At 68.1% G+C, this 13,682-nt stretch carries 11 protein-coding genes; 10 read left to right on the top strand and 1 reads right to left on the bottom strand.

The window, feature by feature from the left end; genetic code table 11:
- Positions 1-3 precede the first annotated feature (3 nt).
- A complete protein-coding gene (locus tag ACLBX9_RS05430; protein WP_447718193.1) occupies positions 4-1,617 on the bottom strand; it encodes a putative bifunctional diguanylate cyclase/phosphodiesterase in 1,614 nt (537 codons plus the stop codon).
- Between the two features lie 1,268 nt (positions 1,618-2,885).
- On the opposite strand from ACLBX9_RS05430, the gene ACLBX9_RS05435 reads away from it, so the two are divergent.
- The 10 genes from ACLBX9_RS05435 to ACLBX9_RS05480 all read left to right on the top strand — a co-directional run bounded on the left by ACLBX9_RS05435 (position 2,886) and on the right by ACLBX9_RS05480 (position 13,666).
- On the top strand, positions 2,886-3,620 hold the full coding sequence (locus tag ACLBX9_RS05435) for a haloacid dehalogenase type II (protein ID WP_447718194.1): 735 nt from the start codon (positions 2,886-2,888) through the stop codon (positions 3,618-3,620).
- A gap of 161 nt (positions 3,621-3,781) precedes the next feature.
- Positions 3,782-4,915, top strand: coding sequence for an alpha/beta hydrolase (locus ACLBX9_RS05440; protein ID WP_447718195.1), 1,134 nt, complete (start codon positions 3,782-3,784; stop codon positions 4,913-4,915).
- Between the two features lie 352 nt (positions 4,916-5,267).
- Entirely contained in the window at positions 5,268-6,089 is an 822-nt protein-coding gene (locus tag ACLBX9_RS05445; RefSeq protein ID WP_447718196.1) for an IclR family transcriptional regulator, read from the top strand.
- Positions 6,089-7,132, top strand: coding sequence for a TRAP transporter substrate-binding protein (locus ACLBX9_RS05450; protein ID WP_447718197.1), 1,044 nt, complete (start codon positions 6,089-6,091; stop codon positions 7,130-7,132). The genes ACLBX9_RS05445 and ACLBX9_RS05450 overlap by 1 nt, the downstream gene beginning before the upstream one ends.
- The gene (locus ACLBX9_RS05455; protein ID WP_010683949.1) at positions 7,129-8,142 is read left to right on the top strand and encodes a TRAP transporter substrate-binding protein; all 1,014 of its coding nucleotides are present in this window, start codon (positions 7,129-7,131) and stop codon (positions 8,140-8,142) included. Before ACLBX9_RS05450 ends, ACLBX9_RS05455 begins: the two co-directional genes overlap by 4 nt.
- Before the next feature lie 5 nt (positions 8,143-8,147).
- Complete coding sequence (locus tag ACLBX9_RS05460; protein WP_447718198.1) at positions 8,148-9,353, top strand: CaiB/BaiF CoA transferase family protein; 1,206 nt, start codon at positions 8,148-8,150, stop codon at positions 9,351-9,353.
- Positions 9,354-9,364: 11 nt separating this feature from the next.
- The gene (locus ACLBX9_RS05465; protein ID WP_447718199.1) at positions 9,365-10,531 is read left to right on the top strand and encodes an acyl-CoA dehydrogenase family protein; all 1,167 of its coding nucleotides are present in this window, start codon (positions 9,365-9,367) and stop codon (positions 10,529-10,531) included.
- A gap of 113 nt (positions 10,532-10,644) precedes the next feature.
- On the top strand, positions 10,645-11,214 hold the full coding sequence (locus ACLBX9_RS05470) for a TRAP transporter small permease (RefSeq protein WP_010683952.1): 570 nt from the start codon (positions 10,645-10,647) through the stop codon (positions 11,212-11,214).
- Positions 11,211-12,494: a TRAP transporter large permease gene (locus tag ACLBX9_RS05475; protein WP_447718200.1), complete on the top strand. Its 1,284-nt coding sequence runs from the start codon at positions 11,211-11,213 to the stop codon at positions 12,492-12,494. Before ACLBX9_RS05470 ends, ACLBX9_RS05475 begins: the two co-directional genes overlap by 4 nt.
- Before the next feature lie 5 nt (positions 12,495-12,499).
- On the top strand, positions 12,500-13,666 hold the full coding sequence (locus ACLBX9_RS05480) for a CaiB/BaiF CoA transferase family protein (protein ID WP_447718201.1): 1,167 nt from the start codon (positions 12,500-12,502) through the stop codon (positions 13,664-13,666).
- The last annotated feature ends 16 nt before the right edge of the window (positions 13,667-13,682 follow it).

Genomic DNA, 13,682 nt, shown 5'->3' on the forward strand with positions numbered 1-13,682 from the left:
CGCCTACGAGGCCTCGGCCAGTACGCCGTCCAGTTCTTCGGCCGAGCCGCCGGCGCGACCCGGCCAGCCGCCCGCATCGTTGCCGGCGCTCAGGATGTGGTCGATATCCGCCTTCGGCATGGCCCGCCCGAAGAGGTAGCCCTGACCGAAATGGCAGCCCTGGTCCGAGAGCCAGTTCAGGCTGGCGTCCGTCTCGATGCCCTCGGCGGTCGTGGACAGACCCAGACTGGTGCCGAGCTTGATGATGGCGTCGACCAGCTTGGCGCGCTCGTCGCTCATGGTGATCGCGTCGACGTAGCTCCGGTCGATCTTGAGCTTGTCGAACTTCAGCTCGCGCAGATGGTACAGGCTCGAGTAGCCGGTGCCGAAATCGTCGAGGGCGATGCGGACGCCGAGCTGACGCAGCGACAGGAGCGTCGCCCGGGTGGCTTCCAGGTCCTGGATCAGCGCGCTCTCGGTGATCTCGACCTCGAGGCGCTGCGGCGGGAATCCGGTCTCCGTCAGGATGGCGAGGATGCGCTCTGCGAGCCACGCGTCCTGGAACTGGTGCGGTGCGATGTTGACCGCCAGGATCAGGTGGGGGGACCAGGCGCGGGCATCGAGGCAGGCGCGGCGGATCAGGTTATAGCTGAGGTCCGCGATCATCCCGGTCTCCTCGGCGATCGGGATGAAGTCCGCCGGATTGACGAGGCCCCGGGTCGGATGACGCCAGCGGGCCAGGACCTCCACGCCGATGATGTCCTGTCCGGGCAGGGACACGACCGGCTGGTAGTAGGGCTCGATGGCCCCCGTCTCGATGGCGACGCGGAGTTCGGTCTCCAGGCGGGCGCGGGCGCGCAACTCCTCGTCCATGGCGCTCCGGAAGAACCGGTAGTTGCCGCGACCATCCTTCTTGCCCTGGTACATGGCGAGGTCCGCCGCGTGCAGGACCGCGTCCGCGTCGGCGTGGTCGGGCGCGACGATCGCGACGCCCACGGTCGCGCCGACCTTGAGGTCGTTCTGGTTCCAGGTGACCGGCTCGGAGATGCTCGCGATCACCGCCTGCGCGAGGCGCGTCAGGCCCTCGCTGCCGTGCTCCACCGGAACCAGCATGGCGAACTCGTCGCCGCCGAGACGGGCCGCGACGCCGCCGGGCGGCAGGAGCTGCTGCAGCCGCTCGGACACGGCGCAGAGGACCGCGTTGCCGGCCGCGTGGCCGTAGAGGTCGTTGACCGGCTTGAACCGGTCGAGGTCGATCAGCAGGACCGCCGCCGACGGCTCCGTGCCCACCGAGGCCAGCGACCGCTCGACCGCGTCGATGAAGCGGCGCCGGTTGGCCAGCCCTGTCAGGCCGTCGTGCCGGGCGATCGCCTCGGCCTGGGCGGCGGCGGCGTCGCGCTCCAGCATGAGGCGGCGGAGGATGATCGACTTGCGGACGCTCGCACCGCAGAGCGCCAGTCCCATGCAGGCGGCCAGCATCAGGAGATCGTTCAGGCCGTAGGTGACGACGATTCCCTGCAGGGAGTCGAACGTCCCCAGCGTAACGCCTACGAACCAGATCCCGACGCCGATGACGAGCAGGCACAAAGTCTCGTACAGCTCGCCACGGCCCCAGGTCGTCGACGTCTCGCGTAGCATGCTTTGTTTCCGGGTTTCAGCGCGTGAACGAAGCATGCCAAATGCTAAAGGGCAGTAAATCCTATGCTGAATTGGTCGTAAGCTTCCTCCAATTCGGTCTTTGGCTTGGTTCATAAGGCCTTAATCGGATGTGACATTTTCCGCGACGAGCGGGTTCGTTCCGTTCCAGATTATGCTGCCTCCCGCCAGTGCGGCTTGCGTCGCGACGGTTCGAAGCGGTCCGCAAGTCGCGAATACGGCGGGATCGATGGCGGGTACCTGATGGGAGGCCCGCGATCGGCCGGGACGGATGACCGCGTTCGGGTGTGAAAGTGTTGGATGCGCCGATGCGCACCGCGAAGGAAAATCAGTTTTGGCGCGATTGGCAGTATCGGATGCCAAAGCGCGGGCTTTGCTAACTTAAAACGATCGATCTACGCGCCAAAAGCGTGTCAAGCGGGCGAATAAATCAAGATCTCTGTTCAAGTTGAGCCGGCGCCGATCGCGACTGAGAATTTCTCAACGACAGGATCAACCAACGTCCCAGTCCGAGAATTGCACGCCGAGAACGAGCGCGACAATCAGCGCGAGAAACAAAGCGAGGATGAGGATGCGTTTGCTGAGCGGCGCCATGCGGGCAGATTAACTCCGTCCGAGCCGGGATTTGCAGCTTCAACGGCCACGATGCGAGATTTTTATTTCTGTCTCCACGAGTTGAACTACGTGGCCGCCGCCCAGGACAGATGTTGATTTCAATGATGAAACAATTCTGGACACCGTCCATCACGAAATCGGCATCGTCCGCCGTGTGGCCGATACGGTTGACCGCACAGTGCCTCTCCTTGGCTTCGTCGGCCCCGTCCGCAGGCGGTTGATGACACGCCGCAGAACGTCACGGTGCAGCGACGAGCGGGTCGGGCGCGGGCGTGAAGGCTGCCGGCCGGACGGGCGGTCTTCCGGCGGCATCGGCCATCGCCTGCCGTCCGCGCCCTGAATCCTCATCGGGCTGAAGCCATGGCGCATGGACGCGCCTCGCGATGGGTCCGCGCATCCATTCGATTTATCTGAAGTCTCCTTTCTGAAGTTTCGAATTTTCGATGGCGCGAGGGCGGCATACACCCGCGTGTCTCGCGGGCGCCGTGATGGGGGGGCAACAGATCGGAGAGGATGCCCAAACGTCGGAGTACGCCCACCTCACCTGTCCGGATCGTCGAAGGCTGGTCGCGGGCTTGGCCGCAGCGCCGATCCTGCGAGCGCCGATGCGTCCCGCATCCAAGACGGATCACGCCATGAACACGAGCGCCGCCACGGCCGAATCCGTCATCGTCTTCGACGTGAACGAGACGCTCCTCGACTTCAGCGTACTTGGCCCGGTCTTCGTCCGCATCTTCGGCGACGCGAGCGCGCTGCGCACATGGTTCAACCACGTCATCCTCTATTCCGAGGCACTGACCCTATCGGGTGACTATGCCGAGTCCGGCACGGTCGGCGTGGCGGTTCTACGGATGATGGCTCAGGCGAGCGGCCGCACGGTCGACGCGGCGGATCTCGACGAACTGCGGTGCCGTTCGGGGCAGATGCAGACCTACGCCGACACCCCGAAGGCCCTGTCGGATCTGACGGGGGCCGGCTACCGTCTCGTCACGCTGAGCAACAATCCCGCATCCGCCGTCGATGCCCAGCTGACGCATGCCGGGATCAGACCCTTCTTCGCCTCGCTCCACAGCATCGACGACCGCGTCCGCCGCTACAAGCCGGCGGTGGAGAGCTACACGGACCTCGCCGCGACGCTCGGGATCGCGCCAGCCGACCTGTGGTTCGTTTCCTGCCACGCCTTCGACACCCTGGGGGCCGCCGCGGCCGGCTATCGGACGGCGCTCGTTCTTCGGCCCGGGAACGCACCCGTCGGGCTCGGTCGGGCGCCCGATATCGTCGCGGGGGATCTGGGCACCGTCGCCGACCGCATCGTCCAGGCTGGTGCGCTACGTGGCCGATCGCCCGTCCGTGCGCCGGGCACCCGATGAGGGCCCGTCCGGCTTCCCCGATTGAGCCGACGCGCCGAACCATTCTGGGTTGCGGCGCGGGCCTGTCGTCCCTCGCCCTGCCGGTCAGCCCGGCGAAGGCGTCCTCGATTCTGGGCCGTATCCACGGAGTCAGCGCCATGTCGTTCGGAGTAGGAGACGCGATGAAGCTGCCCGAGGGGATCCGGCAGCGCAGCCTCGCGGGCATCAACGGACTGACCGTCAACGTGCTCGAGGCGGGCTACGAGACACGCGCGCGCCCGGCCGTTCTGCTCCTTAACGGCTTCCCCGACATCGCCTTCAGCTGGCGCAAGACGATGCTGCCGCTCGCCGCAGCCGGCTATCACGTGATCGCACCCGACCAGCGCGGCTACGGCGCGACCACGGGGTGGGACGACCGCTATGACGGCGATGTCGCGTCCTTCCGCACGCACAGCTACGCCCGGGACGCGCTCGGCGTCGTGGAGGCGTTCGGGCACCGCTCGGTCGCCGCCGTGGTGGGACACGACTTCGGATCGATGATCGCCGCCTACTGCGCGCTCGTGCGTCCCGACGTGTTCCGCTCCCTCGTGATGATGAGCTTCCCGTTCGACGGGCCATCCTCGATCCCGTTCGACACGGCCGATCAGCCGCCCCGGCCGTCGGAACCGTCGATGGCCGCCGAACTCGCGGCTCTCCCGCGCCCGCGCCAGGACAGCATGGCTTGGTTCGGAACGCCCGGAGCGAACGCCGACATGCTCCACGCGCCGCAGGGCCTCCACGACTTCCTGCGCGCTTATTTCCACGTGAAGAGCGCGGACTGGCCCGGCAACCATCCGCACCCGCTCGCGACCGGATCCGCGGCCGAGCTCGCGACGCTGCCGACCTACTACATCCTGGACGCGGGTGTCGGCATGGCCGCGACCGTCGCGTCCGACATGCCGACGCCGGCCGAGATCGCGGCCAATCGTTGGCTGCCCGAGGCCGAACTGGCTGCCTACACGGCCGCGTTCGGGCGCACGGGCTTCCAGGGCGGCCTCAACTGGTTCCGCTGCCATACCGGTCCGATCGGCCGCTCGGAGATCAAGTTGTTCGCCGGCCGCACGATCGATGTGCCATCCAGCTTCATCTCCGGTGCGGCGGATTGGGGCACCTACCGCAAGCCGGGCGCGATCGGGCGCATGTGCACCACGACCTGCACCCGCATGGATGGCGTCCACCTGATTGAGGGAGCCGGGCATTGGGTGCAGCAGGAACAGCCTGAACGGTTCAACGCCGTCCTGCTCGACCTCCTCCAGCACCACCTTGTCCCGAGCTGACACGCTTTCCCGAGGCGCGGAGCCGCGGTGCAGGAAGTTGCGCGCCGACAATGCCCCGCACGACTGGGCTTTCGTTCCTCGCCAATCCCGGCGGCCGGCCGCAGAATGTCGGTCCCCGCCGTCCCGTCGATGCACGCCCGCGGGAGTGGGTCCGGGTGACTTGAGCCGATACCTAGTCGACGGGTGGACGGTCGGACCTGACCGGAAGCGGTCGGTCCGTTTCGGGTAGACAGACCTCCATCGAGGGGTCTTCGGCGCGACGTACGCTATTCAATCCCGTCCTTCTGACAAAGCCCCGGGACACTCGGGAAGCACGCTGCATCGCATCCGGTGCGGCGAGAGTCGCGGCTCATTGACAGCGCCCGGCGGTTGGTCCTACCTTTCACACAAGCGAATAAAACATCCTGGGGATGAAACTTTGAAGGCCGCCGAGCAGGTTCTCGACCTGTATGCGCGTTTCGCAGAGGCGCAGTCGCCTCTCGCGCCCGCAGAGCTCGCGCGACGTCTCAACATGGCGCCGTCGACCTGCTTCAACCTGATCCGGACCTTCGAGCAGCGTGGTTTCATCTACGCCACGGGAGCCCGTCGAAATCTGTATCCGACCCGCCGGATGCTTGCTCTGACGCAGGAGATCGCGCGGCACGATCCGGTCGGGGCGGATCTGCTTCAGAGCCTCGAAGACCTGCGTGACCGCACCGGCGAGACCATCGTGCTGGCGAGCCGCAATCGTGACCGGGTGATCTACCTGGAAGTCCTCGAGTCTCCGCATCGGATCCGGTATTCGGCCGAGGTCGGTGAGACGAGGCCCGCGCGGGTCAACTCGATGGGCAAGGCGCTCATCTCGCTGCTGCCGCCGGCGGAGCGGGAAGCTCTGGCCGCGACGTTCAAGTATGAGCGCCTGACCGAGCGGACCATCCCGACGAAGGATGAGTATCTCGCCGATATCGAGCGATCGATCCCCCGCGGCTGGTTCCTGAACTACGGCGAGAGCGACCCCGACGTGATCGCCGTCGCCGTGCCCATCGTGATCCACGGATCGGAATTCGCGGTCACGTTGGCCGGCCCCTTCCACCGGATGGAGGGCGTGATCGAGTCGCGGGCCGCGCAGGTCGTGGCCGCTTGCCGAGAGATCGAGTCCACGGCGCAGCACGCATCGACGGAACGGGAGGGATGATGGCCCGCATGACCGGTTCGCCCGGATCGCACATCCGGCGATCCTTCCGGCTCGGAGCCGTCGTCCTCGCCTTGAGCGGAGCGCCGGCCCTCGCGCAGACGACGAACCTTAGGCTCGCGGACACTTTCCCCGCCAGCCACTACATCGCCGACAAGATCACGAAGTGGTTCATGCAGACCGCGACCGAGCGATCGAACGGCGCAGTCAAATTCGAGTATTACCCGGCCGAACAGCTCGGCAAGGCCAAGGACATGCTGACCCTGGTCGGCAACGGCGTCGCGGACATCGCTTACGTCGCCCCCTCCTTCGTCACCGATAAGCTCCCCCTTTCCGGGGTGGCCGAGCTTCCCCTCGGCTTCACCACCTCGTGCCAGGGCACGCGGGCCTTCTACAGCTTGGCGAACGAGGGCGGCGTGATCGCCCAGCGCGAGCTGGCACCCAACAACGTCCGGCTTCTCTTCACGGTCGTCCTGCCGCCCTACCAAGTGTTCGTGCGCGGGCGCGACCTGAAATCCATTGCCGACGTCAAGAGTCTGAAGATCCGCACCTCGGGCAAGGCCAAGGAGCTGGCGGTTCGGGCCCTGGGGGCGGTGCCGATCCAGATCGCGACTCCGGACGTGTATCAAGCCTTATCCCGCGGCACGATCGACGGGATGCTGTTTCCGTATTCGTCCATCTATTCGTACGATCTGCAGGACTTGACGAAATCTGCCACGCAGGGTGCCAATTTCGGCAGCTTCGTCGTCATGTACGTCATCAGCGAGCGCAAATGGCGCACCCTGCCGCCGGCGGTGCAGGAGACCCTGCGCAGCGTCGGCAGGGAGGCCACGGAGCGCGGCTGCCAGATCTCCGAGGCGCAGGAGCGGGACGATCAGGAGCGCCTGAGGGTGAAGGGCGTCTCCGAGATCGCCCTGAGTGACGCCGACAAGGCCACCGTCGAAAGGGAGATGTCCGGCATCGGCCGGCTCTGGGCCAAGGAACTGGACGACCGCGGCAAGCCGGGCACGCTCGTGCTCGATGCATTCGAGAAGGCCTCCCGATGATGCGACGGCTCCTCATCTCCGTCGCGGCGGCGCTCCTTGTCCCGGCGGCGGCGCGGGCCGACGAGCGGTTGCGCCTCGCCGACAGCCTGCCGGTCGGGCACTTCTTCGCGGAGTCCGGAACGCGCTTCTTCATGGACCGCGTCAAGGAGATCTCGGGCGGCAAGGTCGCCTTCGAGTATTACCCCGCCGAACAGCTCGGAAAGGCGAAGGATCTCCTGAGCCTGACGCGAAGCGGCATCGTCGATGTCGGCTACGTCGTGCCCTCCTACACCTCCGACAAGATGCCCCTCTCGGCCGTGGCCGAGTTGCCCGGTCCGTTCGTGACGGCCTGCCAGCGCACCCTCGCCTACGACAGCCTCGCCCGCACCGGCCCGATCGACGAGGCGGAGTTCAAGCCGAACGGCGTGCACATGCTCTTCACCCTGGTGGCGCCGGCCTACCAGCTCTTCACCGCGAGTCGGCGGATCGAGGGCTTGAAGTCGATGGCCGGGCTGAAGGTCCGCACCACCGGCGGTGCGATGGACGCCACGGTGAAGCATTTCGACGGCATCCCCGTCCGCATGGCGGCACCGGACCTCTATCAGAGCCTGTCGCGGGGCACGGTGGACGGCCTGCTGTTCCCCTATGCCAGCGTCGTCTCGTACGACCTCGGCGCGCTCACGAAATTCGGCACCACCGGGATCAACCTCGGCAGCGCGGCCCTCACCTACGTCATCGGCCTCGACCGCTGGAAGCGCCTCTCACCCGACGCGCGCGCCGCCCTCGAACAGGCAGGACAGGAAGCCACCCGGCACGCCTGCGAGGCCGCAGACCGGGATTCGTCGCGGGATCAGGAGACCCTGCGCGGGAAGGGCGTGACGCTCGAACCCTTCCCCGAGGCCGACCGGACCGAACTCGTCACGGCGTCGGACGCCATCGCGAAGGATTGGGCGACGAGCCTCGACAAGCGCGGAAAGCCGGGAACCGCCGTGCTCGACGCCTTCCGCAACGCCCTCGCCCGAACCCACTGAGCGCCATGGCGGGTCCGCTCCACGGCCTCCGGGTCCTCGACCTCACCAACACCCTGATGGGGCCCTACGCCACGCAGACCCTCGCCGATATGGGCGCGGAGGTGGTGAAGGTGGAATCGCCCGGCGGCGATCCCGTGCGCGGGCTCGGCCCGTTCCGGAACCCGGGCATGGGCGCGATCTTCCTTCAGGTGAATCGCGGCAAGCGCAGCCTCGTGCTCGACCTCAAGCAGGCGGCGGGGCGGGACGCGCTGCTGACGCTCGCCGCCCGGGCGGACCTTCTCGTCTACAACATGCGGCCGCAGGTCATGGCGCGCCTCGGCATCGGCTACGACGCCATCGCCGCCGTGAAGCCGGATATCGTCTATGCCGGGCTGTTCGGCTTCGGTCAGGACGGCCCGCTGGCCGCCCGCCCGGCCTACGACGACCTGATCCAGGGCGCCGCCGCCCTGCCGAGCCTCGCGGTCCAGGCGGGCGGCGCTGCCCCGCGTTACGTGCCGCTGGCCCTGGTGGACCGCGTGGTCGGGCTCTACGGGGTCGGCGCCATCATGGCCGCCCTCTGGCACAGGGAGCGCACCGGCGAGGGCCAGCGCCTCGACATCCCCATGTTCGAGACGATGGCGAGCTTCGTCCTCGCCGATCACATGGGCGGGCGCCTCTTCGATCCGCCGCTCGGGCCCCCGGGCTATGCGCGGCTCCTGTCGCCGGACAGGCGTCCCTACGCCACCCGCGACGGCTTCGTCTGCGCCCTCATCTACAATGACGGGCAGTGGCGGCGGTTCTTCACCGCCATCGGGCGCCCGGAGATCTGGACGAACGACCCGCGCTTCGCGACGATCAGCGAACGCACCCGGCACATCGACGCGATCTACGGGATGGTGGCCGAGATCCTCGCCACCCTCGGGACCGAGGCGTGCGTCACGCTGCTCGAAGGCGCGGACATCCCCGTCTGCCGCCTCGCCAGCCTCGACGACCTGATCGAGGATGCCCACCTCGCGGCGAAGGGCTTCTTCGTCGAGATCGACCACCCGACCGAGGGTCGGCTGTCCATGCCGGGCATCCCCGGTTCCTTCTCCCGCAGCACGGCGTCCATCGGCCGTCCCGCCCCCCGGCTCGGGCAGGACGGGCCGGCGATCCTGCGCGAGGCCGGCTTCTCGGACTCCGACATCGCCGGCCTCGCGGCGGCCGGTGTCACCCTCGCTCCCGCAGCCTGAGGAGGCCGATCATGGACTTCGCCCTCTCGGAACAGCAGGACGCCATCCGCGCAGCGATCCTGGGGCTCTGCGCCGGGTTCGACGACGCGTACTGGACCGAGCGAGACCGGCAGGGCGGCTTCCCGACCGAGTTCCACGCCGCCCTGGCCCGCGACGGCTGGCTCGGCATCTGCATCCCCGAAGCCTATGGCGGATCGGGCCTCGGCATCACCGAAGCCGCCATCATGATGGGCGCGATCGCCGAATCCGGGGCCGGCATGTCCGGCGCCTCCGCGGTCCACATGAACATCTTCGGGCTGAACCCCGTCGTGGTCTTCGGCACCGAGGAGCAGAAGCGCCGGATGCTCCCGCCGCTGATCGCGGGCGACGACAAGGCCTGCTTCGCGGTCACCGAGCCCGATACCGGCCTCGACACCACCCGCCTGAAGACGCGCGCCGAGCGCAGGGGCGACCGCTACGTGGTGAACGGCCAGAAGGTCTGGATCTCGACCGCCCAGGTCGCCGACCGGATGCTGCTGCTCGCCCGCACGACGCCGATCGAGCAGACGCGGCGGCCCGCCGACGGCCTGAGCCTGTTCTACTGCCGGATCGATCGCGACCGGGTCGAGGCCCGCGAGATCGAGAAGATGGGCCGCAAGTGCGTCGACACCAATCAGGTGTTCTTCGACGATTTCGAGATCCCGGTGGAAGACCGCATCGGCGAGGAAGGAAAAGGCTTCGCGTACATCCTGCACGGGATGAATGCGGAGCGGATCCTGATCGCGGCCGAGGCGGTCGGTCTCGGGCGGGCGGCTCTGGCACGGGCCGCCGCCTACGCCCGCGAGAGAATCGTGTTCGGCCGGCCGATCGGACAGAACCAAGCGATCCAGCATCCCCTGGCGGACAGCTGGATGAAGCTCGAGGCGGCGCAGCTCATGACCCTGTCGGCCGCGTGGCAGTTCGATGCGGGCAAGCCCGCGGGCGCGTCCGCCAACGCCGCCAAGTATCTCGCGGCGGAAGCCGGGTTCGAAGCCTGCGAGCGTGCCGTGATGAGCCACGGCGGCTTCGGCTACGCGCGGGAGTATCAGGTCGAACGATACCTGCGGGAGATCATGATCCCGCGGATCGCGCCGGTCAGCCCGCAGCTGATCCTCTGCTTCATCGCCGAGAAAGTCCTCGGGCTGCCGAAGTCATACTGAGACGACGCGCCGGGACAGGCGCGAGCCTCGATCCGGGAGGGTACGCCGCATGACCGTTACTGCCTTGGCCCGAACGGGGCCGGGACGAGCCATGGCGCATCGGGAGGCCGGCGATGACGCTGCTCGCTAGCCTCGACCGCGCGCTGCGCGTCATCGAGACGGTCGCCTCCTATCTCGCGGCCCTCGCGCTCTTCGCCATCATGTGGATCGTCGGGATCGACGTGGCGATGCGCTACCTGTTCAACCGCCCCTTCGGCTGGTCCTACGACTTCATCTCCCTCTACGTCATCGTCGCGCTGTTCTTCCTCGCCCTGTCGCCGACCTTCGCGGCCAACGGGCACATCAACGTCGACCTCCTGCACCACGCCCTTCCGCGGAAGGGCCGCCGGATCTGCGAAGTCCTGATCTGCACGCTCTCGGCCGGGTTCTTCGGGCTCCTGACGGAGACGAGCGCGGCCCGGACCTGGGAGGCCTACCAGGCCGGCGATGTCCTGGCGGGGAGCTATTCCTGGCCGACCTGGGCCTCGCTGATCTTCGTGCCGCTCGGGGCCGGACTCCTCACGCTGCGCCTCGCCGTGTCGGGCCTGTGCCATCTCGCGACCCTCGCGGGCGGACGCGAGGTCATTCCGCTGCCGGCCATCGCGGGCTCCTCCGAGGCCGTTGCCCAGAGGGGCTTCGAATGATCGTTCTCGCCGTCGTCCTCGCGCTGTTCGCCCTGCTCGCGATCGGGCTTCCGGTCGGGTTCGCCATGGCCGTCTCGGGGGCCGCCGGCCTCTGGGCGCTCGGCGGTCCCGGCATGGTGATGGGCATCCTCCAGACGTCGCCGCTCTCGGTGGTCAGCTCCTACGAACTCCTGACGATCCCGATGTTCCTCCTGATGGCGGAACTGGTGCTGGTGAGCGGCGTCGCCGACGACCTGTTCCGGGCGGCCGCTGCCTGGGTCGGCCGGATCCCCGGCGGCCTCGGCATGGCGACCGCCCTCGCGGGAGCCGGCTTCGGCGCGATCTGCGGATCGAGCACCGCCTCGGCCGCCACCCTGTCGTCGACCTCGCTGCCGGCGATGCTCAAGCAGGGCTACGAGCCCCGCATGGCCGCCGGCGTCGTCGCCATCTCGGGCACGTTGTCCATGCTGCTGCCGACCAGCATCGCCCTGGTGATCTACGGTCTGCTGGCCGAAGTGAATATCGGGAAGCTCCTCGTCAGCGGCATCATCCCGGCGATCCTCGTCACCATCACCATCATGCTGACCATCCTCCTTCTGGTCTGGGAGGATCCGCGCCGGGCGCCGTCCGTCCGCGGCGTTCCCTGGGCGGACCGGTTGCGGATGCTCCGGTCGGTCGGCCCGATGCTGATCCTCTTCGGCATCGTGACGGGCGTCATCTACACCGGCGTCGCGACCCCCACGGAAGCCTCCGCCTTCGGGGCCCTCGGCGCCTTCTTCCTGGCCCTGCAACGGGGGAAGCTCACCTTCGCCAGCGGCGTGAAGAGCTTCCAGCATGCCGCCCAGGGTACGTGCATGATCACGATGATCCTCGTCGGTGCGAGCATCTTCGGCTACTTCTTCACGATCACGCAGGTCACCCAGGGTCTCGTCGACTGGGTAGGAGGCCTCGAAGTCTCCCGGTGGATCATCATCACGCTGATCCTGTGCGGCTACATCGTCCTCGGCTCGTTCATGGACCAGATCGCGATCCTGGTGCTGACGGTCCCGATCGTGCTGCCGCTGATCAAGAGCCTCGGCTTCGATCCGATCTGGTTCGGCGTCGTCAAGATCGTGACGGCGGAGGTGGGGATGATCACCCCGCCCATCGGGCTCAACTGCTTCATCGTGGCACGCTACGCGAACAGGCCCGTCTCCGACGTCTTTCACGGGATCTGGCCGCACTTCGTCGCCCACCTGATCGCCATCGCCATCCTTGTCGCGTTCCCGGCGATCGTGCTCTGGCTTCCGTCGCGGATGTGAGCCCCGTGCCGTCGCTACCGACCACACGGCCCGGGCCCTTGGCGGGACTGCGCGTCGTCGAGTTCGCCGGGATCGGACCGGCCCCGATGGCGGCGATGCTGTTCGCCGACCTCGGGGCCGACGTCCTGCGGCTCGACCGGACGGTTCCGGCCGATCTCGGCATCGCCCGGCCCGACGCCCTCGACCTGACCCGGCGCGGGCGTCCCTCGGTCGCCATCGACCTGAAGGACCCCCGGGCCGTCGCCCTCGTCCACGACCTCCTCGCCGGGGCGGATGCCCTGGTCGAGGGGTTCAGGCCGGGTACGATGGAGCGGATGGGGTTCGGGCCGGAGGTCGTCCTGGCCCGTAACCCGCGCCTCGTCTACGGGCGGATGACCGGCTGGGGCCAATCCGGGCCCCTCGCGAAGGCCGCCGGGCACGATCTGAACTACCTCGCGCTCACGGGCGCCCTCGCGGCCATCGGCCGGGCGGGGGACAAGCCGGCGCCGCCCCTCAACCTCGTGGCCGACATGGGCGGTGGCGCGCTCTACCTCGCCTTCGGTGTGGCCTGCGCGCTGATCGAGGCCGGGCGGACGGGCCAGGGTCAGGTCGTCGATGCGGCGATGACCGACGGGGCCGCATCGCTGATGACGACCTTCTTCGGTCTCTACGCCGCGGGCCTGCACAGCCTGGAGCGGGGCACGAACCTGCTCGATTCCGGGTCGGCCCTCTACGACACCTACGCCTGCCGCGACGGCGCGTACGTTTCGATCGCCCCCATCGAGCCGCGGTTCCGCGCCGAGTTCTTTCGCCTGATCGGCATCCCGGCGGACACGGCGGACGACGAGCGCCTGCGGGAGCGCCTCACCCGCCTCTTCCTGACGAGAACGCGCGCCGAGTGGTGCGCCATTCTCGAAGGGACCGACGCCTGTTTCGCCCCCGTCCTGACGATGGCGGAGGCGGCCGGCCACCCCCACAACGCCGCGCGCGGCACCTTCGTCACGGTCGAGGGTGTGACGCAGCCGGCCCCGGCGCCGCGCTTCAGCCGCACGCCGGCGGGCCCTCCGTCGCCGCCACAACGGCGCGGCGAGGGCACGCGAGGCGTACTGGCGGCGTGGGGCATCGCGGAGGATCGGATCGAAGCCCTCGTCGCGGCGGAAATTCTCGCCGTGCCGGAGGCTGCCGCTCCCTGACGGGCGGGCAACGACA

Source organism: Methylobacterium sp. A49B (assembly GCF_053346215.1).